We start from the raw sequence: 25,890 nt of genomic DNA on the forward strand, positions 1-25,890 counted from the left end.
CATATACGGAGGCTTCCTCATGTTATGTCCGCAAGTTAAATCGAGGATGCCTCAGCTTGTCAACGCCGCCTCCGCGTCCCCGGCCGGGTCCGGCGGAACGGGCGGGGCCGCCGGGGTCCCCGGAGCCGGCAGGCTCCCCGGGGGCGGCGGGGTCGGCGGGGTCGGCGGGGTCGGCGCGGCCGGCACCACCGGGTCCTCGACCTCCAGCGTGAGGTGGCCCGGCACGCCGACGATCTCGCCGAGGTCGTGCGCGTACCGCGCCTCCCGCGCCGTCGCCTCCGTCACGGTGAACCCGTAGTGCGGGTAGAGGTCCGCGACCTTGGCGTTCCTCGCGCTCGCCACGTAGTGGCCGAGCACCGCGGGAAAGCCCGCGGCGCGCGCCCGGCCGAGCACCGCGGCCAGGCACGCCTGCTCGATCCCCCGGGCGAACACCCGGCAGCTCAGCAGCAGGTTCTCGATCAGCAGCCCCTCCGGCAGCGCCCGCAGGAAGACCGCCCCGACGATCCCGCTGCTCCCGAACCGGTCGGCCGCCGACAGCGCCAGCACCCGCGAGCCGGGCCGCTCCGCCCGCTCGCGCACCGCCTCCGGGGACAGGCGCTCGGTGGTGAGGTTGAACTGGTTGGTGCGCAGGGTGATCTGCGACAGCCGCGCGAGATCGGCGCCGGTGGCCGGGGCCAGCCGTACCGACACCCCCAGCCCGCGCAGGAACTCCCCGGCCGACCCCGCCGCGGACAGGAACTCCGACCGCGCCGTCTCCTCGTGGTAGCGCCGCGTCCGGACACGGTCCTCGGCGGTCACCTCGTTCGTGGTGAACCAGCCGTCGGCCAGCAGCCGCGTCGCGTGCAGCGCCGGGTCGCCGTCCAGGTGGACCACCGCGGTCTCCGGCAGCTCCGCCGCGACCGCGGCGCACTCGTGGACGCTGTCGTCGGCGAAGACCACGCTGTCGCCGCCGAGGTTCAGCTCCCGCGCCAGGACGCGCAGGTTGTCCGGTTTCGGCTGCCAGTTGGCGAGGATCCGGACGAACGCGTCCTCACGCACCACCATGTCGGGGTGCTCCCGCAGCGCGGCGAGCACGGTGTCCCGGTCGTTCTTGCTCACCGCGGCCAGCAGGACGCCCTGCGACTGCAGCTGCGCCACCACCCTCTGGAACCGGTGGAAGGCCTCCCCCCACCGGCCGTGGGCCACCTCGATGCCCTCCACCCCGTCGTCACCGAGGACACCGCCCCACAACGTCCGGTCCAGGTCGACGGCCAGCACCTTCCTGGCCCGGCCGGTCCTGGCCCGCACCAAGTGGGCCAGTTCGCGCGCGTACGCGCCGAGCAGGGCGTCCGACAGGTGGGCGCGGGCGTAGACCTCGAACCGCGGGTCGCACAGCTCGATCGGTGCCGTCAGCAGCGGGTCGACGTCCATCACCACGACCGGGCCCGCGGTCTCGCCCAGCGCCAGCAGCCCGGCGTTGGCCCGCCGCCAGACCGCGCCCAGCCGCGCCCGGGAGGGGTGGTCCAGCACCTGCGCCTGCCACGTCCGCGGCAGCGGGACGGTGTTGAGCACGAGCACGCCCGACCCGCTCTCGCCGAACCGTGCCGCCAGCCGCCGCCACAGCGCCAGCTTCTCCTCCAGCACGCGCTCGACGTCGTCCACCGTGAACGGCACGCCGACCTCGTCGAACACGGTCGCGTGGTCGAGCACGCAGACGGTCACGTCGGGCCGCCCGGCGTACAGCGCGCTGCCGGGGTCGCCGAGCTCGAACGCGTACGAGCCGAAGTCCGCGAGCCGGACGTCCGGCAGGTACCCGTGGCGGGCCAGCTCGCCGGTCAGCGCGGTGCGCAGCGCGTCGAGCGTGCCGTACCCGGTGACGGTCACGGCCACGGACGGGAGCCCGGGGTGGTGCGCGCGGGCGGCCTCCACGTCGACCCGGTCCAGCAGCCGCGCCGACCGGGCGGCGTCCCGCTCGTCCATCGCGGCCAGCAGCGGCGCGACCTCGTCGTAGCACTCCGCCAGCCTCCCCTCGCGCCGCAGCGAGCGCAGGCGCGCGTGTGCCCCGGCACTGTCCACGGTCATCGTCTCTCCGCGAGTTGCGGCGCGTCGCGCGGGTCGAGCAGTTCCTCCAGGCGTGACGCCAGCTCGCCGGCGGTGGCGTGGTCGAGCACCAGCCCCACCCGCACGTCGACGCCGATCTCCCGGGAGAGCCGGGCGGCGATCTCCAGCGCGCCGAACGAGGTGATGCCGATCTGGGTCAGGTCGTCCGCCGGGCCGACCGCGCCGTGGGAGTGCCCGAGCGCGTCGGCCACCGCCGTCAGCACCAGCGACGCCAGGACGTCGTGGCGCTCGCCCTCGGGCAGGTCGAGCACGGGCGGGACGGCCGGCGCCGGCGCGGGCTCGTACGACGGGCGCTCCCGCCCGCGTCCCCCCGGCGGGGCGAGCCAGTAGCGCTCGTGCCGGAACGGGTAGGTCGGCACGGTGGCCGGGTCGGCGGCCGGTCCCTCGCCGAGCATCCTGTCCCAGTCGACCCGCACCCCGCGCGCGTGGGCCTGCGCGACGCCGCGCAGCACCGACCGGGCCTCCGCCGCGGGGTCGCGCACCAGCGGGATCGCCGACGCGCCGTCCCGCTCCCCGGCCAGGCAGTCCGCGACCATGCCGGTCGTCGTGGTGTCGGCCCCGATCTCGACGAAGGTGTCGACGCCCAGGTCCCGCAGGGTGAGCACGCCGTCGTGGAAGCGGACCGTGCCGCGGACCTGGGCGGCCCAGTAGTCCGGCGCGGCCAGCTCCGCCCGCGTCGCCACCCGGCCCGTCCTGTTGGAGACCAGGATCGTCGCGGGGTCGCCGACGGCCAGTCCCGCCGCGGCCTCCACCAGCCGGGGCAGCGCGGGGTCCATGTGCGGCGAGTGGAAGGCGTGGCCGACCGCGAGCGTCTTCGTGCGCACCCCCCGGGAGCGCCATCGGGCGGCCAGTGCCCGCACCGCGTCGGCGTCGCCGGAGACGACGGTCGAGCGCGGCCCGTTGACCGCGGCCACGGACACCCGTCCGTCCAGGTCCTCCAGGGAGGCCAGGACCTCCGCCTCGGTGGCCCGCAGCGCCACCATGCCCCCACCCTCCGGCGCCGCCTGCATCGCCAGGGCCCGCGCCGTGACCAGGCGAGCGGCCTCCTCCAGGGAGAGCACCCCGGCGACGTACGCCGCGGTGAGCTCGCCCACGGAGTGGCCGAGCAGCGCGTGGGCGACCAGGCCCAGGTGCCCGGCGAGCCGGCAGAGCGCCAGCTGGGTGGCGAACAGCGCGGGCTGGGCGAACTCGGTGCGCCGCAGCGCCTCGCTCAGCGGGTGTCCGGCGGGGGCGGACACCACCTCGCCCAGCGGCGGGCCCGGGGCGGGGTGAAGTTCCCTGGCCCGGTCCAGCGCGGCGCAGGCAGTGTCGAACGCCTCGGCGTAGACCGGGAACCGCTCGTACAGCTCGCGTCCCATCCGCGCCCGCTGGGTCCCCTGGCCGCCGAACACGAACGCCACCTTCGGCGCCCGGCCCGCCGTGACGATCGGGGCGGACGGCCCGGCGAGCGCGTCCAGCTCGCGGGCGAGCTCGGCGGCGTCGGCGCCGAGCGCCACCGCCCGGTGCCGGAACCGCGACCGCCGCCCCGCCAGGGTGCGGGCCACGGCGGCCAGGTCGACCTCCGGCCCGGAGCGCAGGAGGTCGCGCAGCCGGGCGGCCTGCGCGCGCACCGCCTCGGGCGTCTTCGCCGACAGGACCCAGGGGACGGCCACCGGCGCGCCACCGGCCGGCATCCCGCCGGTCGCCTCCTCACCGGCCGTTTTCTCACCGGCCGTCCTCTCGCCGACCGCTTTCTCGCCGACCGCTTTCTCGACGGCTGCTTTTTTGACGGCCGTCCTCTCGCCGGCCGGCGGGGCCGCCGGGCCGGCCGGCGGCCCCGTCCCGGAGACCGGGGGCGCCTCCTCGACGATGAGGTGCGCGTTGGTCCCGCTGATCCCGAACGAGGAGACGCCGGCCCGGCGAGGCCGGTCGCCGGGCGGCCAGGGGACGGGGTCCGCCAGCGGCTCCACCCCGCCGCCGGACCAGTCGACCAGCGTGGAGCGGTCCGCCGCGTGCAGCGTCGCCGGCAGCACGCCGTGCCGCAGCGCCTGCACCATCTTGATCACACCGGCGACCCCCGCCGCCGCCTGCGTGTGCCCCAGGTTCGACTTGACCGAGCCGAGCCACAGCGGCCGCCGCCGGCCGGCACCGCCGTACGCCGCGATCAGGGCGCCCGCCTCGATCGGATCGCCCAGGGCGGTGCCGGTCCCGTGCGCCTCGACCGCGTCCACGTCGGCCGGGGACAGCCCGGCGCCGCGCAGGGCCGCCCCGATCACCTTCTCCTGGGCGGTCCCGCTCGGCGCGGTCAGCCCGTTGCTGGCCCCGTCGGAGTTGATCGCCGAGCCGCGGATCACCGCCAGGACGGGGTGCCCGTTGCGCAGGGCGTCCCCGAGCCGCTCCAGTACCAGCACCCCGGCGCCCTCGCCGAAGCCGGTGCCGTCGGCCGCGTCGGCGAACGCCTTGCAGCGGCCGTCCGCGGCGAGCCCGCCCTGGAGGGCGAACTCCACGAAGACCCGGGGCGTGGCCATCACCGTCACCCCGCCGGCGAGCGCGAGGTCGCACTCGGAGCGGCGCAGCGAGTCGGCGGCCAGGTGGATCGCCACCAGCGAGGACGAGCAGGCGGTGTCGACGCTGAGCGCGGGCCCTTCGAGACCGAGGGTGTAGGCCACCCGCCCGGACGCCACGCTCGCCGCGTTGCCGGTCATCAGGTACCCGTCGAGCTCGGGGGGCGCGTCGTCGATCGCGGGCGCGTAGTCCTGGTAGATCACGCCGGTGAACACCCCGGTCCGGCTGCCCCGCAGCGACCCCGGGACGATCCCGGCGCGCTCCAGGGCCTCCCAGGAGACCTCCAGCAGCTGGCGGTGCTGCGGGTCCATCGCCACGGCCTCCCTGGGGGAGATCCCGAAGAAGGAGGCGTCGAACCCGGCCGCGTCCTCCAGGAAGCCGCCGGCCCCCGCCCGCTCCCGCAGGAGCGGGTCCCAGCCCCGGTCCAGCGGCGGCTCGCCGACGGTGTCGACGCCGTCGGCGACCACCCGCCACAGGTCCTCGGGCGAGCGCACCCCGCCCGGGTAGCGGCAGGCCATCGCGACCACCGCAACCGGGTCCGGGCTCGACAGGGCCGCCAGCTCCCTCTTCACCCGGGCGAGCTCACCGGTCGTCCACCGGAGGTACTCGACCAGTTTCTTCTCGTCACTCATGCCGTCCGCCGTCCCTGGGGTCGAAGCTCGGAGTCGATGAACCGGAACAGCTCCTCGGCGGTCGCCGGGACCTCCTCGTCCGCCCGCCCTGCGGGTCCGGCGCCGGCCGGCGCCGGACCGGCCCGGTCCGGATCGGCCGGGTTCGGATCGGGCCGGTCCGCATCGGCCGGTTCCGGGGCGGCCGGGGTGAGCCGGCCGAGCAGGTGACCGGCCAGCGCGGCCGGGGTCGGGTGGTCGAACACGACGGTCGCGGGGAGCCGCAGCCCGGTGGCCCCGCCAAGCCGGTTGCGCAGCTCGACTGCGGTCAGCGAGTCGAAGCCGAGCTCCTTGAAGCTGCGGCCCTCCTCGGCCGCGTCCCCGGGAGCCCGCCCGAGGACCGCCTCCACGTACCGGAAGACCGTCTCGGTCATCAGCTCCTCGCGGCGTGCCGGGTCGGTGCCGGCGAGCAGCCGCGCCAGCGCGGGCTCCGGCCCGGGGGGGCCGTCGTCCTCCTTCGCGGGGATCGCGCGCCCGCGTGCCAGGTCCCGCAGCGGCGGGGCCGGGTCGGGGGTCCGCGCCAGGCGCGCGAGGTCCAGCCGGACCGCGGCCAGCGACGGCTCCGCCGCCGCCATCGCCGCGTCCAGCAGCGCCAGGCCGTGCGCCGGTGACAGCGGCAGCAGCCCGGACCGCGCCATCCTGGTCCGGTCGACGGCCGACAGCGAGCCGGTCATGGCGCTCTCGGACCGCCACAGTCCCCAGGCGATCGAGGTGGCGGGGAGCCCCTGGCGGGTCCTGACCGTGGCGAGGGCGTCGAGGAAGACGTTGGCCGCCGCGTAGGCCGACCGCCCGGCGCCGCCCACGATCCCGGCCGCGGAGGAGAACAGCACGAACGCGTCCAGGTCGAGGTCCTTGGTGAGCTCGTGCAGGTGCCAGGCGCCGTCGACCTTGGGCCGCAGCACCGCGTCGAGCCGTTCCGGGACGAGGTTGGGAAGCGTCGCGTCGTTCAGGACCCCGGCCGCGTGCACCACGGCCGTCAGGGGGTGCTCGTCCGGGACGCCGGCGAGCACGCGTGCCAGCGCGCCGGCGTCCGCCACGTCCGCGGCGACGATCGTCGCCGTCGCGCCGAGCGCGCCGAGCTCCTCGCGGAGCCGGCCGGCGGCCTCCGCCCGGTCGCCCCGCCTGCTCAGCAGCAGCAGGTGCCGCACGCCGTGTTCCCTGGCCAGGTGCAGCGCGACGAGCCTGCCCACGCCGCCGGTCGCGCCGGTGACCAGGACCGTGCCGTCGGCGCGGACCGGCCGGGGAATCCGGATCGCCACCTTGCCCACGTGCCGGGCGAGGCCGAGGTGGCGGAACGCGTCCGGCGCCCGCCCGGCGTCCCAGGAGGTGACCGGCAGCGGCGTGAGGACGCCGCTCCCGAACAGGTCCGCCAGCTCGGCGAGCATCTCGCCGATCCGGTCCGGCCCCGCCTCGGCCAGGTCGAACGCCCGGTAGCGCACGCCGTGCCGGGCACGGACCTCGCCGGGATCGCGTACGTCGGTCTTGCCCATCTCGACGAACCGCCCGCCGGGGGCGAGCAGTTCGAGCGAGGCGTCCACGAACTCGCGGGCCAGCGAGTTCAGCACGATGTCCACACCGCGCCCGCCGGTCGCCGCCCGCACCGCCTCGGCGAAGGTCAGGTCGCGGGATCCGGCGATCCTTTCCGGGGGGAGCCCCGCGTCCCGGAGGGCGGGCCACTTGGCGGGGCTCGCGGTGCCGAACACGGTCAGCCCCCAGTGGCGCGCCAGCTGGATCGCCGCCCCGCCGACGCCGCCGGCGGCGGAGTGCACCAGCAGCCACTCCCCCGGCCGGGCGTCGGCGAGGTCGCGCAGGGCGTAGCAGGCGGTGAGGAACACCGCGGGCACGGTCGCCGCCTGGGCGAACGACATCCCCGCCGGGATCGGCACCAGCAGGCGGTGGTCGGTGACGGCCTCGGGCCCGATCCCCCCGGGGATGAGGCCCATCACCCGGTCGCCGGGGCCGACGCCGGTCACGCCGTCGCCGACCGCGAGCACCACCCCGGCGCCCTCGGTGCCCAGGTCCGCCGCGCCCGGGTACATGCCCAGGGCGAGCATCGCGTCGCGGAAGTTGAGGCCGGCGACGCGGACGGCGACCCTGACCTCCCCCGGCGCGAGGGGCCCGTCCTCGACGGGCCGGTACGCCAGGTCGTCGGTCACGCCACTGCCGGCCGCCTCCAGCCGCCAGTTGCCGGCGCCCTTCGGCACCGGGTCGCGGGGGCGGCGCCGGAGCCGGGGCACCAGCGGCCCGCCGTCCCTGATCGCGATCTGCGGCTCGCCGGAGGACACGGCGTCCAGGATCTCCGCGATCTCCGCGATCTCCGGGAGCGGCACGGCGGCGGTCCCGGCGTCCGGGACATCCGGGGTGTGCGGGGTGTACGGGGTGTCCACGATGACCACCCGGCCCGGTTCCTCGGCCTGCACCCCGCGGATCAGTCCCCAGACGCCGGCGCCGTCGAGGGCACCGGCGCGCTCGCCGGGAACCGCCTCCACGGCGCCGCGGGTACGCACCACGAACAGGGTGCCGGCCAGCCTGGCGTCGGCCAGTCCCCGGCGGAGCGTGCCGAGCACCCGCAGCAGGGCGGATCGGACCGCCTCCGGCACGGGCCCGGCCTCCCCGCCCGCCGGGACGACGAGCACCTCGGGCGCGGGCTCCCCGGCGTCCACCGCCGCGAGCACCGCGTCCAGCCCCGGGTCTCCGGCATCCCCGCCGTCACCGGCGCCCTCGGTGTTCCCGGTGTCTTCGAGGTTCGCGGCGCCTTCGGTGTCACCGGTGGCGCCGGTGTCCTGCGTTGCGGCGAGGACCCTCACGCGTTCGAGCGGCACGCCGGAGCCGGGACGGACGGGGTCCCAGGCGAGCTCGTACAGCAGGTCCTCCACGCCCGGCGCGGCGAGGTCCGCCGGGTCGGCCACGCGGAACGTCACGGCCTCGACGCCCGCCACCGGGTCGCCCCCGGCCGTGGACAGGTCGACCGCGACCGTGTCGTCCCCGGTGCGGCGCAGGCGCACCCGCAGCGGGGAACCGGTCGCGGGCACGGCGGCGTACCGGGTGAAGCCGCGCCAGGAGAACGGCAGCCGTACGGCGCCGTCGTCGGGGAACAGGCCCGCGAGCCCGACCGCGTGCAGCGCTGCGTCCAGCAGCGTGGGCGCGACGCGGTAGCCGGGCGGGCCCTCCAGGACCACCTCGGCGAGGACGTCCCGCCCGGACCGCCACGCCCCGCGCAGGCCGCGGAAGGCCGGGCCGTAGTGGTAGCCCCTGGCGGCCAGGTCCTCGTACAGGCCGCCGACGTCGACGGGTTCGGCGCCGAGCGGCGGCCACCCGTCCGCGACCGGCCGGTCCGCGCGCCCGGGGGGCGAGGCGGGTGAACCGGTTGCGGTTTCGGAGGGTGGGACGAGCGAGCCGAGGGCGGGTTCGGAGGGTAGGGCGAGCGGGCCGAGGGCGGTTTCGGGGAGTGGGGCGAGCGAGCCGACGGCGTGCGCCGTCCACGGAGCGCCCAGCGGGTCGTCGGTGTCCGCCGGCCGCGCGTGGATCCCGACCGGGCGGAGACCGTCCGGCTCCGCCGGGCCCACGGTCACCTGGATCTCGGCCGCACCGGAGCCGTCGAGCAGCAGCGCGCGCCGCAGGGTCAGCTCGTCCACCCGCGCGACCCCGGCCAGCTCTCCCGCGTGCGCCGCCAGTTCGGCGAGGACCGCGCCGGGGACCAGGACCGCGCCGTCCACCACGTGGTCGCCCAGCCACGGCTGGTCGTCCAGGGAGAGCCGGCCGAACAGCAGCAGCCCGTCCTCGGACGCCGCGCGCACGGCCGTGGTCAGCAGCGGATGCGCGACCGGCCGCGCGCCCGCCGGGACCCCCGCGGCGGGCGCCGCCGCGTCCAGCCAGTACCGGTGCCGGTCGAAGGCGTAGGTCGGCAGGACCGGCACCGGCCCCCGGCGCCCGCCGAGGTAACCCGGCCAGTCGACCCGGACGCCGTTCACCCAGGCCTCGGCCACCGAGGCGAGCACCCGGGTCATGCCCCCGTCGTCCCTGCGCAGCGTGCCCAGCACGGCGGGCCGCTCGATCCCGGGGACGGCCTCCAGGATCTCCTGGACCCCCGTCCCGACGACGGGGTGCGGGCTCACCTCGACGAACACCTCGTGCCCGGCCGCGGCGGCCGCCTCCACCGCGGCCTGCAGCAGCACCGGCCGGCGCAGGTTGCGGTACCAGTAGCCGGGGTCGCCGAAGCCGGTGCCGTCGTCCGGCTCGACCGCGGCGCCGGTGACGGTGGAGAAGACGCCGGCGGTGAACGCGCGGCCGGGCGCGGGCCGGGGCAGGACCTCCAGCAGCTCCGCCTCGAGCGCCTCGACCTGGGGTGAGTGGGAGGCGTAGTCCACGTCGATCAGCCGCACACGCACGCCCCGCTCCTCCAGCTCCCGGCGCACGCGGTCCACCGCCCCGGCCTCGCCCGCGACGACGGTCGAGGCGGGCCCGTTGAGCGCGGCGACCGACACGCCGCCCCCGCCTCCGGCGTTCCCGGCGCCCGCCGTGTCTTCGGCGTTCCCGGCGTTCCCGGCGTTCTCGGCGTTCCCGGCGTTCTCGGCGTTCTCGGCGTTCTCGGCGTTCTCGGCGTTCTCGGCGTTCTGGGTGTTCTGAGTGTTCTGGGTGTTCCCGGTGTCTCCCGAGACCCCGAGCTCCTCCAGAACCGCGCGCACCCGCTCGTGCGAGGCCGCGACCGACAGCATCGCCCCGCCGCCCGCGATCGCGCGGATGGCCCGGCTGCGCAGCGCCACCACCGCCGCCGCCTCCTCCAGCGACAGCGCGCCCGCGGTGAGCGCCGCGGCGATCTCGCCCTGCGAGTGGCCGACGACGGCGGCGGGCCGCACCCCGAAGGACTCCCACAGCGCGGTCAGCCCGGTCATCACGGCCCACAGGAGCGGCTGCACCACGTCCACGCGCCCCAGGTCGGCGCCGCCGCGCAGGGCCTCCAGCAGCGACCACCCGGTCACCGGGTCGAGGGCCGCGGCGCATTCGCCGACCCGCCGGGCGAAGACCGGGGACTCCTCCAGCAGCGCGCGGGCCATGCCCTCCCACTGCGCGCCCTGACCCGGGTAGAGCAGGACCGGCGCGCGCGGGTCCCTCGCGTTCCCGGTCACCGCCGAGGCCGACGGCTCCCCGTCCGCGACGGCGGCCAGCCCCGCCAGCGCCTCCGCGCGGTCGCCGGCCACGACGACCGCGCGGTGGCCGAACTCGGCCCTGGTGGTCACCAGGGCCGCGGCGACGTCGGCCAGGGCGGCGTCAGGATGCCGTTCCAGGTAGGCGCCCAGCCTCCGCGCCTCGCCCCGGAGCGCGCGCGCCGACCGGGCCGACAGCACCAGCGGGACCGGGCCGCCGAACGGCTCGGGCTCCGGCGCGGGAACGGCCTCGGGCGCGGGCGGCTCCTCGATGACGACGTGCGCGTTGGTCCCGCTCATGCCGAAGGCGGAGACCCCGAACCGCCGAGGGCGTTCCCCCGCGGGCCAGGGGGTGTTCTCGGTGAGCAGCGCGACACCGCCCCGGTCCCAGTCGACATGGCGGGACGGCCTGTCGACGTGCAGCGTGCGCGGCAGCGTCCCGTGTTCCAGCGCCTTGACCATCTTGATGATCCCGCCGACGCCGGCCGCCGCCTGGGTGTGCCCGATGTTGGACTTGAGCGAGCCCAGCCTGAGCGGCGGGCGGTCCCCGCGCGCCGCCCCGTACGTGGCGAGCAGCGCCTGCGCCTCCACCGGGTCGCCCAGGGTGGTGCCGGTGCCGTGCGCCTCGACCGCGTCCACGTCGGCCGGGGACAGGCCCGCGGCGCTCAGGGCCTCCTCGATCACCCGCTCCTGGGAGGGACCGCTGGGCGCGGTGAGCCCGTTGCTGGCGCCGTCCTGGTTGACCGCGGACCCCCTGAGCACGGCCAGCACGGGGTGCCCGTTGCGCCGCGCGTCCGACAGCCGTTCCACCAGCAGCAATCCGACGCCCTCGCTGAAGCCCGTCCCGTCGGCGGCGTCGGCGAACGCGCGGCAGCGCCCGTCGGGCGAGAGCCCACGCTGGCGGCTGAACTCCACGAAGGTGGCGGGCGTCGCCATGAGCGTGGCCCCGCCGACCAGCGCGAGGTCGCACTCCCCGCTCCTGAGGCCCTGCTCCGCCAGGTGGAGCGCCACCAGCGAGGACGAGCAGGCCGTGTCCACCGTGATCGCGGGCCCCTGCAGCCCGTAGGTGTAGGCGATCCGGCCCGACGCCACGCTCCCGGCGCTGCCGGTGCCCAGGTAACCGCCGTACTCGCGCGGGTCGTCCTGCGCCCGGCCGCCGTACTCGGTGTAGATCAGTCCGACGTAGACACCGGTGCGGGAGCCGCGCAGGCCGGCCGGGTCGATGCCCGCCCGCTGGAAGGCCTCCCACGAGGTCTCCAGCAGCAGCCGCTGCTGCGGGTCGGCGGCCTTGGCCTCGCGCGGGCTCATCTCGAAGAAGTCCGCGTCGAACTCGGCGGCCTCGTGGATGAACCCGCCGTCGCGCGCGTAGGACGTACCCGGGTGGTCCGGGTCGTCGTCAAACAGCCCGCCCAGGTCCCAGCCCCGGTCGCCGGGGAACGGCCCGACCGCGTCCCGGCCCGACTCCAGCAGCTCCCACAGCTGCTCGGGGGTGCCGACGCCGCCCGGGTAGCGGCAGGCCATCGCGACGATCGCGACGGGGTCCTCGGCCGTGCGCCCGCGCCGGGCCGCGGCGCGGGACGGGCCGTCCGGCGCGGTGCCGCTCAGGTGGCGGGCCAGGGCGCGCGGGCTCGGATGGTCGAACACGAGCGTGCTCGGCAGCCTGCGGCCCAGGACGCGGCTCAGGTGGTCCCGCAGCCGCAGCCCCGTCATGGAGTCGAGGCCGAGATCGCGGAAGGGGCGGTCCGGGCCGACGGCGCGGGCGGACTCGTAGCCGAGGATGCCGGCGACCGCCCGGCCCACCAGGTCCAGCACCCGTTCTTCCCGCTCGCTCCCCGACAGCCCGGCCAGGGCGTCGTCCGGTACGGCGTCCGCGGGAACGGCCCGCACGGACCGCCGCGCCGCCCGGCGCAGCAGGGGCACGGGAGCGGAACCGGAACCAGAGCCGGACCCGGAGGCGGAGGCGGAATCGGAGGTGGAGCCGGACGCGAGGACGGGGACCGGCACGTCACCGGGCTCCTCCGCGGCCGGGCGGACGCGCACCTCCTCGACGGTCAGCACCACCGGGCCGGTGACGTCGGAGGCGACGAGGGAGAAGGCGTCAGGACCCGTCCAGGTCAGGCGGACGCGCACCGGGCCCGTCGCGGCGGCGTACGCCCGCACGCCGGTCCAGCTGAACGGCACGGCGGTCTCCGGCGTCTCGCCCCGGTCGTGCGCGCGGGCCGCCCGGTCCAGGAAGGCCGCCTGTGCCATCCCGTCCAGCAGCGCGGGATGGAGCACGAACCCCTTGCCGTCCGCTCCGCCCCGGGCCTCGTCCCCGTCCGGCGGGGTCACCTCGGCGAACACGGCGCCGCCCGAGCGCCAGGCGGCCCGCACACGGCGCAGGCGCGGGCCGTAGTGCACGCCCGCGTCGGCCAGGCGGGCGTAGCCGGCGTCCACGTCGACGGGCTCGGCGTCCGGCGGCGGCCACGCCCCCGCGCCTTCCGCGACGACGGCGAGGTCGCCGACGGCGTCAGCGTCGCCGGTGTCGCCGGTGTCGCCGGTGCCGCCCGCGCTCAGCGAGCCCGAGGCGTGCAGCCGCCACGGCTCCGCGGCGTCCTCGCCTCCCCCGCGGGTGTGGACCGTGAGCGTCGCGCCCGCGCCGCCGTCCTCGGCGGTCACCTCCACCTGGACCTGCACGGGCCCGTCCGGCACGTCCACCGGGGCGAGCAGGGCGAGGTCGTCCACCCTCGGCAGGCCGAGGCGTTCCCCGGCCGCGAGCGCCAGCTCGACCAGCGCGCTCCCGACGAGCACCGGGCGCTCCCCCAGCCGGTGCTGGCGGGCCCAGCCGCCCGGTCCGCCGGGGACGCCCCCGGTGAACAGCACCGCCCGGCCGTCCGCGGGCTCCACGACCACCCCCAGGACCGGGTGCCCCGCCCCGGCCGGGCCGGTCGCGGGCGACGCCCCCTCGGTGCGGGTGTCGAGCCAGAACCGTCGTTCCTGGAAGGCGTAGGTGGGCAGGGCGACGTGGCGTCCCCGCGCGGCCGGCCCCCACTCGACGGGGACCCCGGCCGCGAACAGCGCCCCGGCCGAGGTGAGCAGCTGCTCCGGCCCGCCGTCGTCGCGGCGGAGCGTGGCCAGCGCCCGAGCCTCCACCCCGGCGTCGTCGAAGGTGTCGCGCAGCGGGGCCACCAGCACCGGATGCGGGCTGACCTCCAGGAAGCAGCGGTGGCCCGCCTCCAGGAGCGCGGTGACGGTCTCGGCCAGCCGTACCGGCCGGCGGAGGTTGTCGTACCAGTACCCGGCGTCGAGCGCGCTCGTGTCGATCTCGGTGGCCGTGACCGTGGAGAAGAAACCGACGGCGGACGTGCGCGGGCGGACGCCGGCGAGCCGGGCGAGCAGCGGGTCCCGCAGCGGCTCGACGGCCGGTGAGTGGGAGGCGTAGTCGACGGGGACGAGCCGCGCCCTGACCCCCTCGGCCTCGCACCGGGCGACGAGGGCGCGCACCGCGCCCGCCTCTCCCGAGACCACGGTCGCGTCCGGTCCGTTGACCGCGGCGACGGCGATCGCGTCCCGGTCGCCGAACCGGCGGCGCACCTGTCCGGCCGGCAGGCCGATCGACGCCATGGCCCCGGTTCCCGCGATGTCCAGGAGGGCGGCGCTGCGCCGCGCCACCAGCGCCGCCGCGTCGGCCAGGTCCAGGGCTCCGGCGACGTGGGCGGCGGCGATCTCCCCCTGCGAGTGCCCCACCACCGCGGCCGGCTCCACCCCGAGGGAACGCCACACCGCGGCCAGCGAGACCATCATCGAGAACAGGGCGGGCTGCACCACGTCGACGCGTCCGAGCAGGGTCTCGTCGCCGGAGGAGACCACCTCCAGCAGGTCCCAGCCGACGTGCGGGGCCAGCGCCTCGGCGCACCGGCGCATCTCGTCGCCGAACGGCCCGGAGCCGGCGAGGAGTTCGCGGGCCATCCCGGTCCACTGCGACCCCTGGCCGGGGAAGACGAAGACCGGCCGCCCGTTCGTCACCGCCTGGTCCCGCACCGCGCGCCGGGACGGGAGTCCCTCCTCCAGCGTCGCGAGCTCCCCGGCCAGCCGGCCGAGGTCCGTCCCGACGGCGACCGCGCGGTGGGACAGGTCGGCGCGCCCGGTGCGGAGGCTGTGGGCGACGTCGGCCGGGGCGAGGCCGGGGTTCTCCGCCACGTGCGCCCGCAACCGGGCGATCTGGTCGTGCAGCGCCCGCTCGGTGTGACCCGACACCGTCCACACCACCGGCACCACCGACGCCGACGCCGACGCCGACGCGGTCTCGCTCCCGTCCGCCCGCGAGGACAGCGCCTCCCCGGGCCGTTCCGCGTGCGGATCCTCGGTCCGAGTGCCCGCCGGATTCTCAGTCCGAGCGCCCGCCGGTTCCGCGGTCCGAGTGCCCGCCGGTTCCGCGGGAAGGGCCCCGGCCCGATCCTTGTGCGGTTCCGCGGTCGGCTCCTCGATGACGACGTGCGCGTTCGTGCCGCTGATCCCGAACGAGGAGACCGCGGCCCGGCGCGGACGGTCCCGGCGCGGCCACTGCCTCGGCCCGGTGAGCGGGGCCAGCCCTCCGGCGTCCCAGTCGACGTGCGGCGACGGCTCGTCGATGTGCAGGCTGGCGGGGAGCAGCCCGTGCCGCATCGCCATGACCATCTTCATCACGCCGCCGATGCCCGCCGCGGCCTGGGTGTGCCCGATGTTGGACTTGAGCGAGCCCAGCCACACCGGGTCCGTCGCCGGCCGGGCCCGGCCGTAGGTCTCCATGAGGGCGCTCGCCTCGATCGGGTCGCCCAGGCCCGTACCGGTGCCGTGCCCCTCGACGGCGTCCACCTCGGCGGGGTCGACGCCGGCGTCGGCCAGCGCGGCGAGGATCACCCGCCGCTGCGCCACCCCGTTGGGCGCCGACAGCCGGCTGCTCGCGCCGTCGGAGTTGACCGCGCTGCCGCGCAGCACCCCGACGATCGGGTGGCCCCTGCGCCGGGCCTCCGAGAGGCGCTCGACGAGCACCAGCCCGACCCCCTCCCCCCATCCGGTGCCGTCGGCCGCGGCCGCGTAGGCCTTGCACCGGCCGTCCGGGGACAGCCCGCGCTGGCGGCTGAACTCGACGAACGTCGCCGGGGTGGCCATGACCGTGCTCCCGCCCGCGACGGCCATCTCGCAGTCCCCCCGGCGCACCGCCTCCGCCGCGTAGTGCAGCGCCACCAGCGAGGACGAGCACGCGGTGTCCACGGTCACCGCCGGCCCCTGCAGCCCGAAGGTGTAGGCGACGCGGCCCGAGGCGATGCTCCCGGCGCTCCCGGTGCCGACGAACCCCTCGAAGCCCTCGGGCGCGCGGGTGTGGCGGGAGCCGTAGTCGGAGTACATGACGCCGACGAACACCCCGATCCGCTCCCCCGACAGGGAGCGCGGGTCCAGCCCGGCGCGTTCGAAGACCTCCCAGGAGGTCTGCAGCAGCAGCCGCTGCTGCGGGTCGATCGTCAGCGCCTCGCGGGGGCTGACGCCGAAGAGCTCGGGGTCGAAGTCGGCGGCCGAGTACAGGAAGCCGCCCTCGGAGGCGTAGCTGGTTCCCTCCCGGTCCGGGTCGGGGTCGATCAGCTCGTCCAGCGGCCACCCACGGTCGCGCGGGAACGGGCCGATCGCGTCGGTCCGCGCCTCCACCAGCCGCCACAGCTCCTCCGGCGACCGGACACCGCCGGGGTACCTGCAGGCCATGGAGACGATCGCCAGCGGCTCGCGTACGGACTGCTCCAGTTGTTCCAGTGCCGCGCGGGTGCGCAGCAGGTCGGCCGTGGTACGCCGGAGGTACTCGCGGAACCTGTCCTCATTCGCCATCGGTGAACCGCTCCCCGTTGTCGTCCTCGAAAAGTGCTCGCGGTGTCGGATCAGTCGCTCAGTTCTCGGTCCAGCAGCCCGAACAGCTCATCATCGGATGCTGAATCCATGCCAAAGGGCGGCTCCTCGCCGCCGTTCACGGCCGTCCCCGCGGCGTCCAGGGTGGTCAGCGCGGCCCGCAGCGCCCGCACCAGGTCGGCACGCCGCCGGTGGCCGGGGTCCAGCTCAGAGGCCGAGGACACCCAGGTCCGCAGCGCCGCCGTGTCGAACGCGGGACGGTCGGCGGCGCGGCGCTCCAGAAGATGCTCGGTCAGCTCCCGCACGGTGGGGTGGTCGAACAGCACGGTCGCGGGCAGCCGCTCCCCCACCTCGGTGCCCAGCCGGTTGCGCAGCTCGATCGCCGTCAGCGAGTCGAGGCCGAGGTCGAACAGCCCCCGGTCGTCGGGGACCTGCGCCGCTCCGGCGAGGCCGAGCACCTCCGCGACCCGGCCGGCGACCGTGTCGCGCACCACGGTGCGCGCCACGGCCTCGTCCATGCCGGGCAGCCGCCGGACCAGCGGCACGGCCGCCGGGGCGGACCGGGCGTGGACCAGGCCGGCGAGCACGTCGGGAAGGTCGTCCTGCCGCCGGGCGAGCGCCGCCCGGTCGAACCAGACCGGCACCACCACGGCCAGGCCGCTCGCCAGCGACCGGTCGAACAGTTCCAGCCCGGCGTCGGCGGGCAGCGCGCGGATGCCCAGCCGGTCGAGCCTGGCCCGGGCCGCCCCGCCGAGCCCGGCCGCCATCCCCGAGTCCGGTCCGCTCTCCCACAGTCCCCAGGCCAGGGACGTGCCCGGCAGGCCCGCCGCCCGCCTGTGACAGGCCAGCGCGTCCAGGAAGGCGTTGGCGGCCGCGTAACCCGTCTGCCCGGCGTTGCCGAGCACGCCCGCGACCGAGGAGAACAGCACGAACGCCGTCAGCGGCAGATCCGCGGTGAGGCGGTGCAGGTTCCAGGCCGCGTCCACCTTGGGGCGCAGGACCCGCTCCAGCCGCTCGCCGGTCGTGTTCTCCAGCACCGCGTCGTCGAGCGTGCCCGCTGTGTGGAACACGGCGCCGAGCGGCCTGTCCGGGTCGATCCCGGCGAGCAGTTCCCCGGTTGCCGTCGCGTCCGCGAGGTCGCACGCGGCCGTCCGGACGCTCGCGCGGTCGCCGAGTTCCCCGGCCAGGGCGCGCAGTACCGGGTCGGCGTCGCCGCGCCTGCTGACCAGCAGCAGGTGCCGGACGCCGTGCTCGGCGACCAGGTGGCGCACGACCGCGGCGCCGAGCGCGCCACCGGCACCGCTGACCAGCACGGTGCCCGTCCCGAACCCCGCGGGTCCTGTGAGTCCCGCGGGCTTTCCGGGCCTCACGGGCTCCGGCGGGGTCGCGGGGGTGCCCGTCACCGCGCGCAGGCGCGGCCGGAACGCCTCGCCCCGGCGGATGGCGAGCTCGCCGGGCCGGGCCGCCACCGCGCGCGGCAGCAGCGCGGACGACTCCCCGTGCCCGTCGACGTCGACGATGCTGATCCGCCCCGGGTACTCCTGCCGGGCGGCGCGGACCAGGCCCCACAGCGAGGACTCCGCCAGCCCCGGCACCCGGTCCTCACCGTCCACCGCGACCGCCCCGCGCGTCACCACCACCAGGTGCGCCCGTTCGGGCAGCGTGAGGATGCTCTCGCGGACCTCCGCGAGAAGGTCGCGGACGGCGGCGGCCGGGTCCCGGCCGTCCTGCCCCCCGCCGTACGGGACCGTGCGGAACGGCAGGCCGGGGCCGCCGGGGGCGGCGTCGCCGATCAGCACGATCACGTCCTCCGCCCGTCCGCCGCCGTCCTCGCCCGCCTGCGCCGTGCCGGCCAGGTGCGCGGGGATCCAGGCGAGCTCGTACGGCCGCGCCGCGATCCCGCCGCCGCGCGGCAGGGCGCCCTCCTCGACCCGGCGCACCCGGACCTCCTCGGCCGACAGCACCGGGCGCGCCACGACGCCGCCCGCGTCGGTACCGGCGACATCGGTGACATCGGTGACATCGGTGACATCGGTGACATCGGTGACATCGGTGACGCTGACGACGTCGAGGGCGAACGTCCCCTCGCCGGTGTGCCGGATCCTGACCCGCAGCGGCCCGCGCGGCAGGTCGTGCACGCGCACCCCCCGCCAGGTGTGCGGCACCCGGACGCCTCCCCGCTCCGTCTCGCCCGCGTCGGCGATCCAGGCGTGCAGGGCGGCGTCGAGCAGCCCGGGGACGAGGTCGCCCCCGGTGTCGACCTCGGCGTGCAGCTCGTCACCGGTCGTCCACAGCGCGCGCAGCCCCTGGAACGCCGGGCCGTAGTCGTACCCGCGCCCGGCGAAGGTCGCGTAGATCTCCGTGACGTCCACCGGACGGGCCTCGGGCGGGCGGTGCCCCGACCAGGCGGGTGCGGCGGTGCCCGTCTCGACGCCCAGCACGGCCTCGGCGTGCAGGGTCCACTCGCCGTCGGCCGGTTCCCGGCCGGGCCGCGCGTGCACCCGTACCGCGTCGTCCGCCACCGTGACCCGCAGCAGCACCTCCTCCTCCTCCGCGCCGATCGTGACGGGGGCGTGCAGCGTCAGCTCCCGTACCGTCGTCATGCCGTGCCGGTCCGCCAGCCACCCCAGCAGATCGACGAGGGCGGTGGCCGGGAGGACCGGTGTGCCCGCCAGCGCGTGCTCCGCCAGCCACGGCTGTCTCCGCTGGGACAGCACGCCCGTGTAGAGGGTCTGCGCCCCCTCGGGTACGGCGATCGAGGCGGTGAGCAGCGGGTGGCCGGGATCCTCGGCGCCGATCCCGGCGGCGCCGCCGTCCTCGGCCGGCGGCAGCAGCCACAGGCGTTCCCGGTGGAAGGGGTAGGTGGGCAGCGGCACGGTCACGACGCCCCCGCCTGCGGTGTGTCCGCCGCCCGCGCCGAGCAGCGCCCGCCAGTCCCAGGCGACGCCCGCGATGAAGGCCCGCGCCACGAACGACCAGAGCGCGAACGGGTCGTCGTGCCTGCGGTCGAGCGTGGAGATCGCCACGACGCCCTCCCCCAGGTCGTGCTGCCCGATCATCGCGGTCAGCGCGGCGTCGGGCCCGACCTCCAGGAAGCGCGCCGCGCCCAGCTCGCGCATCCGGCCGACCGCGTCGGCGAACCGCACGGTCCCGCGTACCTGGCCGGCCCAGTGCGCGGCCGTCCCGAACGTGTCCGCGCCGGTCTCCCGCGCGGTCAGCGTGGACACGACGGTACGGGTCAGGGAGCCGGCGGGCAGGTCGCCGACCTCCTCGCGGAAGGCCGCGAGCATCGGCTCCATGTGCGCGGAGTGGAACGCGTGGCTGACCGCGAGCGACCTGGTGCGGTGCCCGCCGGCGGCCAGGATCCCGGCCAGTTCCCCGACGGCTCCGGCGTCCCCCGAGATCACCACGGAGCCGGGCGCGTTCACCGCCGCGACGTCCACCCGTGCCCCGGTCCCGGCGATGAGCCGCTCCACGGCCGCCGGGTCCGCCTGGACGGCGGTCATCGCGCCCCCGGCCGGGAGCTCCTGCATCAGGCGCCCGCGGGAGGCGACGAGCGCCACCGCGTCGGGCAGGCTCAGCGCCCCGCCGACGTGCGCGGCGGTGATCTCGCCGATGGAGTGCCCGGCGAGCAGGTCGGCGGGCAGGCCCCACGACTCCAGCAGCCGGAACAGCGCGACCTCCACCGCGAACAGCGCGGCCTGGGTGTAGCGGGTCTGGTCGATCGGCCCGGCCGAGGCGTCCCCGGCCACCACCCCGGCCACGTCCGTGCCGTCCGCCCGGCGGAACGCGGCGCACACCTCGTCGAAGGCCCGCGCGTACGCCGGGAACGAGCGGTACAGCTCGGTGCCCATGCCGACGCGCTGACTGCCCTGGCCGGTGAACAGCACGGCGGTCCCGCCGCGCGCCGGCGTTCCGGTGAGCACCGAGGGGAAGGAGCCGGACGGCGTCGCGGTGCCGTCGATCAGGTGACCGAGACCGGCGAGCAGCTCGCCCCGGTCGCGCCCGAGCACCACGGCCCGCCGTTCGAACGCGGTCCGCGTCGTCGCCAGGGACAGGGCGACGTCGACGGCCCGCAGGCCGGGGTCGGCGAGCACGTGCCGCCGGAGACGGACCGCCTGCTCCCGCAGCCCGGCCGCGTCACGGGCGCTGAGCACCCACGGCACCACCGCCCCGGCCGCGTCGGCCGCCCCCGCCGGGGCGCCGCCGGCGGCCTCGGGGATCGCCTCGTCCGCCCCGGGGACCGGGTCACCCGACTCCAGGACGACATGGGCGTTGGTGCCGCTGATCCCGAACGACGAGACCGCCGCCCGGCGCGGCCCCGGCGTGTCCGGCCAGGCGACCGGCTCGTCGGGCACCGACACCGTGCCGCCGGACCAGTCGACGTGGCCGGTGAGGCTTCCCCGGTGCAGGGTGGCCGGCACGCGCCCGTGCCGCATGGCGAGCACCATCTTGATGATCCCGGCGACGCCCGCGGCGGCCTGCGTGTGCCCGATGTTCGACTTCACCGAGCCCATGAGCAGCGGGCCGCGGTCCCCGCGGTCGCGGCCGTAGGTGTTGAGCACCGCCCCGGCCTCGATCGGGTCGCCCAGCCTGGTGCCCGTACCGTGCGCCTCCAGCACGTCCACGTCCGCGGGCCGCAGCCCGGCGCGGCGCAGGGCGCCGTGGACGACCCGCTCCTGGGAGGGCCCGTTCGGCGCCGTGAGCCCGTTGCTGGCGCCGTCCTGGTTGACCGCGGAACCGCGGACGACGGCCAGCACCCGGTGCCCGTTGCGGCGGGCGTCCGAGAGCCGCTCCAGGACGAGCAGCCCGACGCCCTCGCCCCACGCGGTGCCGTCCGCGTCCGCAGAGAACGGCTTGCAGCGGCCGTCCGGCGCGAGGCCGCGCTGCCGGCTGAACTCGACGAACGTGGCCGGGCTCGCCATGACGGTCACGCCGCCGGCCAGGGCGAGCGTGCACTCGCCCAGCCTGAGCGCCTGGGCCGCCTGGTGGACCGCCACCAGCGACGACGAGCACGCGGTGTCCACGGTCACCGCCGGGCCCTCCAGGCCGAGGGTGAAGGAGATGCGGCCGGAGGCCACGCTGCCCGCGCTGCCGCTGACCAGGTAGCCCTCCAGGTCCCCGGCGCCGCCGCGCCGCTGGTGCACCCGGGCGCCGTAGTCGGAGTACATGACGCCCACGAAGACGCCGCCGCGCGTGCCCCGCAGGGTGGACGGGTCGATCCCGGCGTCCTCCACCGCCTCCCACGCGGCCTGCAGCAGCAGGCGCTGCTGCGGGTCGACGGCGAGGGCCTCGCGCGGGCTGATCCCGAAGAAGCCGGGGTCGAACTCGGCGGCGTCGTGCAGGAAGCCGCCGTACCGGGTGTAGGAGGTGCCGGAGCGCTCGGGGTCGGGGTCGAACAGGTCCGGGTCCCAGCCGCGGTCGGCGGGGAAGGCCGAGATGGCGTCGCCGCCCGCGTCGAGCAGCTCCCACAACTCGGCGGGGGTGCGTACCCCGCCGGGGAACCGGCACGCCATGCCGACGATCGCGATCGCGTCGTCGGCGGCACCGCCCGGCGCGACCGGCTCCCGTGGCTCGTCCCGCGGCTCCCGTCGCGTCCCGGCACCGGTCACCTCGTCGAGGAAACGGACCAGGGCGACCGGGTTGGGGTGGTCGAAGACGATCGTCCCCGGCAGGCGGACGCCGAGTTCCTCGCTGAGCCGGTTGCGCAGCTCCACCGCCGTCAGGGAGTCGAAACCCAGGTCGCTGAAGGAGCGCTCGGGGTCGACCTCCGCGCCGCCGGCGTGCCCGAGCACCGCCGCGACCGCCTCCAGCACCAGGTGGGAGGTGTCCGGCGCCGACGCGTCCGGCGTGACCGGCGGGGTCGCCGTGTCCGGCGCCGGCGCGTGCCGTACGGCCGCCGGCGCGCGGTGCCGTTCCGCCGCCCGCGGGTCGAGGTGCGCCGCGACCACCGCGGCGGTGTCCAGCCGCAGGGCGCGGTCGAACAGCGCGATCCCGTCGGTCTCGCCCATCGGCCTGATGCCCGCCCGGCCGAGTCGGGCGACGTCGCGGCCGGTGAGCCCGGCGCCCATGCCGGCGCCGATGTCCCACAGGCCCCAGTGGACGGTCACCCCGTGCCCGCCGGACAGCCGCCGCCGGTGGGTGATCGCCTCCAGGGCCGCGTTGGCCGCGCAGTAGCCGCCCTGCCCGGCGGTGCCGACGACGCCGGCGACCGAGCCGAACAGCACGAACGCGTCGAGTGGGGTGTCGCGCGTGGCCTCGTCCAGGTTGCCGGCGGCCACGGCCTTGGCCTCGATCGTCCGGCGGAGCGCTTCGGCGGAGAGACGTTCGACGGCGGCGTCCTCGACGACGCCCGCGGCGTGCACCACGCCGGTCAGCGGGGTGTCCAGCGTGGTCAGGAGGGCGGCGAGGGCGTCCCGGTCGGAGGGATCGCAGGCCCGGACGGAGACGCGGGCGCCGAGTCCGGTCAGCTCGGCCTCGGCGCGGGCCGCGTCGGGGTGCCCCTCACCGCGCCGGCCGACCAGCAGGAGGTCGCGTACGCCGTGCCGGGTGACGAGGTGGCGCGCGATCCGGCGGCCGAGCGCGCCGAGGCCGCCGGTGATCAGCACGGTGCCGCCCGCGGCGCTGCGCGGCCAGGCCGCTCCGCCCGCCGCGGCCCCGTCCACGGCTCCGGTCCCGTTCACGGCCCTGGTCTCGATCCCGGTCCCGTTCGCGGTTCCGGGTGTGGGTTCGGGCTCGGGTGACAGCCTGGGGATCCGCGGCACGCCGTCGCGGAGCGCGGCCTCGTGCCACTCGGTCCCGATCGCCGCGAGCAGCGCGGGGTCGGCGTCGTCCTCGCCTGTGTCCAGCAGCGCGAACCGGCCGGGATGCTCGGCCCGCGCCGCCCGCACCAGGCCCCACAGCGCGGCGGCCGAGGGGCGCGCCGTCTCGCCGTCGTCGATCGCGATGCCGCGGGTGAGGAGGACCAGGAGTCCGCCGTCCGTTTCTGCCAGCCATCGCCGGACGGCCCGGCGTGCCGCCTCCACGACGGCGTACGGGTCGTCGCCGTCGTCCGGCAGGGCGAGCAGCACGGTGCCCGCGAGCCGCTCGGGGAGGGAATCGGCCACCATGACGTCACCGGTCGCGGGCGCCGGCGGTGCCACGGCCTCCCAGCGCAGGCGGTACAGCCCGGCCGCGGACGGCAGCGGGCGCAGCCGCAGCCGCTCCACGGTCAGGACGGGCCGCCCGTCGTCGCCGGTCAGCTCGACCCGGTAGGTGTCCGGGTCGGCGGGGTCCACCGGGGTCAGGCGTGCCCGCACCCTGGTCGCGTGCGCGGCGTGCAGCCGCACCCCGTCCAGGGCGTAGGGGACGCGCCTGACTCCGGCGGGCCCGTCGACGCCGTGCAGCGAGATCGCGTGCAGGACGGCGTCGAGCAGGGCCGGGTGGAGACCGTACCGGCCGGCCTCCCCCCGGAGCGGCGCGGGCAGCTCCGCCTCGGCGTGCAGGTCCGGCCCGTCCTGCCAGGCCGCGCGCAGGCCCTGGAACGCCGGCCCGTACCCGTAACCGTGCTCGGCCAGCAGCCGGTAGGCCGCCTCGGGACCGCCCGCGTCGAGACGGGTGCCGGGTGCGGAGGGCGGCGCTGCCGTGCGGCCGGACCCGACCTCGCCGCCCACCCCACCGGTGCCGGTGCCGTCGGCGTCGTCGACGCCGTTCGCGTCGCCGGTACTGTTCGCGTCGCCGGTGCCGTCGGCGTCATCGATGCCGTTGACATCGCCGGTGCCGCCGGTGAGCACCGCGGTGACGTGGGAGGTCCACTCGGCGTCCGCCGCGCGGCCGCGCAGGGTGAGTTCCCCGGCCGCGGACACGCTCACCTGCAGCCGGGTCTCCGCGGCGCCGTCCAGCTCCAGTGGAGCGTGCATCACGAAGTCGCCCAGGACCGGGCGGCCGGTGCCCGCGCCGACCGCCAGGGCCAGTTCGGCCAGCGCCGCAGCCGGGACGAGCACCCGCCCGTCGACGCGGTGCTCGACCAGCCACGGCTGCCTGCGCGCGGACAGCGCGCCGGTGAACAGCCACGCCCCGCCCGGCAGCTCGGTCGAGGCCGTGAGCAGCGGGTGCGGGGAGGCGTCCAGCCCGTAGGCCGAGGGCCGCCCGTCGTCCTCGGCGGGCAGGAGCCAGTAGTGCCGTGTCTCGAACGGGTAGGTGGGCAGGTCCACCAGGCGGCCACCGGCCAGCTGCGGCCCGAAGTCGACCGGTACGCCCGCCGCGTGCAGCCGGCCCAGCGCGGTCCGGACGGTGGCCACCTCCGGCCGTCCCGCACGTAGCAGGGGCACGGCGATCGCCTCGCCGGCGCTCTCCCGCGCCATCGCGGCGAGCGACCCGTCCGGCCCCAGCTCGGCGAACCGGGTCACTCCCGACCGGTGCGCCGTGCGCACCGCGTCGGCGAACCGCACCGCCCCGCGAAGCTGCGCCACCCAGTAGTCCGGCTCCGCCATCTCCCGCTCACCGGCGAGCGCCCCGGTCACCGTCGAGACGACGGGGACGCGCGGGGCGTGGAACGACAGCCCGGACACCACCCGGCGGAACTCGTCGAGGACGCCGTCCATGTGCGCGGAGTGGAAGGCGTGGCCGACCTTCAGCCGCGCGGCCCGGTGCCCGGCGTCCTTCCACCGCCCGACCAGGCGGTCGATCTCGTCCGCGTCGCCGGACAGCACCACCGCCGCGGGGCCGTTGACGGCGGCGATCTCCACCCTGCCGTCCGAGGTGGAGGCCAGTTCGGAGGCCTCGTCCTCGGTGGCGGCGAAGGCGGCCATCGCCCCGCCCTCCCGGCCGGACTGCATCAGCCTGCCCCGCGCGGCGACCAGCGCGCAGGCGTCGGCCAGGCCGAGGACGCCCGCGACGTGGGCGGCGGCGAGCTCGCCGACGGAGTGGCCGATCAGGAAGTCCGGCCGCAGCCCGTGGGACTCGGCCAGCCGGTACAGGGCGACCTCCAGGGCGAACAGTGCCGGCTGGGCGTACCGGGTCCGTCGCAGCGCGTCCGGATCACCGGTGACCAACTCCCGCAGGCCGACGTCGAGGAGCGGCTTCATCGACGCGGAGATCTCGTCGAACGCCTCCGCGTAGGGGGGCGAGGTCCGCAGCAGTTCCGCGCCCATCCCGGCGCGCTGGGTGCCCTGTCCGGAGAAGAGGAACGCGAGCCGCTGGTCGGGACGGGCGCGTCCGTCCTCGACCCGGGGGTGGCGTCCGCCGTCGCGGATCGCCGCCAGCGCCGCCAGCGCCGTCGCCACGTGCCCATCGCCGTTGGTGCCGGTGTCGGCAGTGGCGTCGACGTCGACGACGGCCCGGTGCTCGAACCGGGGGCGCCGCGCGAGGGTGAGGCCGATGTCGCGCAACGCGGGCGCCGTGCCCGAGGCGAGGGCGTCGTGGAGGGCCCCGGCCTGCGCCCGCAACGCCGTCGCGGTCTTCGCCGACAGCACGAGCGGCACCGGGCCCTCCCCGCCCGGGACGTCGCCGGGCGCCGGGTCCGCGGGTGCCTGTTCGAGGATGACGTGGGCGTTGGTGCCACTGATCCCGAACGACGACACCCCCGCCCGGCGGGGCCCGCC

4 protein-coding genes are annotated in these 25,890 nt (G+C 77.0%); all 4 read right to left on the reverse strand.

Features of this window, described 5'->3' with window-relative positions; all coding sequences use genetic code 11:
- Positions 1 to 51: 51 nt before the first annotated feature.
- Positions 52 to 2,061: an HAD-IIIC family phosphatase gene (locus tag ACLQ2R_RS37815; protein ID WP_425966237.1), complete on the reverse strand. Its 2,010-nt coding sequence runs from the start codon at positions 2,059 to 2,061 to the stop codon at positions 52 to 54.
- Entirely contained in the window at positions 2,058 to 5,276 is a 3,219-nt protein-coding gene (locus ACLQ2R_RS37820; RefSeq protein WP_425966238.1) for a type I polyketide synthase, read from the reverse strand. The genes ACLQ2R_RS37815 and ACLQ2R_RS37820 overlap by 4 nt, the downstream gene beginning before the upstream one ends.
- Positions 5,273 to 16,291: an SDR family NAD(P)-dependent oxidoreductase gene (locus ACLQ2R_RS37825; RefSeq protein ID WP_425966239.1), complete on the reverse strand. Its 11,019-nt coding sequence runs from the start codon at positions 16,289 to 16,291 to the stop codon at positions 5,273 to 5,275. Before ACLQ2R_RS37825 ends, ACLQ2R_RS37820 begins: the two co-directional genes overlap by 4 nt.
- Before the next feature lie 50 nt (positions 16,292 to 16,341).
- A partial coding sequence (locus ACLQ2R_RS37830; protein WP_425966240.1) for an SDR family NAD(P)-dependent oxidoreductase occupies positions 16,342 to 25,890 on the reverse strand: 9,549 nt, incomplete at its 5' end.

It is taken from the genome of Streptosporangium sp. DT93 (genome assembly GCF_049844535.1).
Taxonomy (GTDB): domain Bacteria; phylum Actinomycetota; class Actinomycetes; order Streptosporangiales; family Streptosporangiaceae; genus Streptosporangium.

Coding starts and splice junctions, on each gene's coding strand:
- ACLQ2R_RS37815 (WP_425966237.1), bottom strand. CDS start 2,061: ATGACCGTGGACAGTGCCGGGGCACACGCGCGCCTGCGCTCGCTGCGG.
- ACLQ2R_RS37820 (WP_425966238.1), bottom strand. CDS start 5,276: ATGAGTGACGAGAAGAAACTGGTCGAGTACCTCCGGTGGACGACCGGT.
- ACLQ2R_RS37825 (WP_425966239.1), bottom strand. CDS start 16,291: ATGGCGAATGAGGACAGGTTCCGCGAGTACCTCCGGCGTACCACGGCC.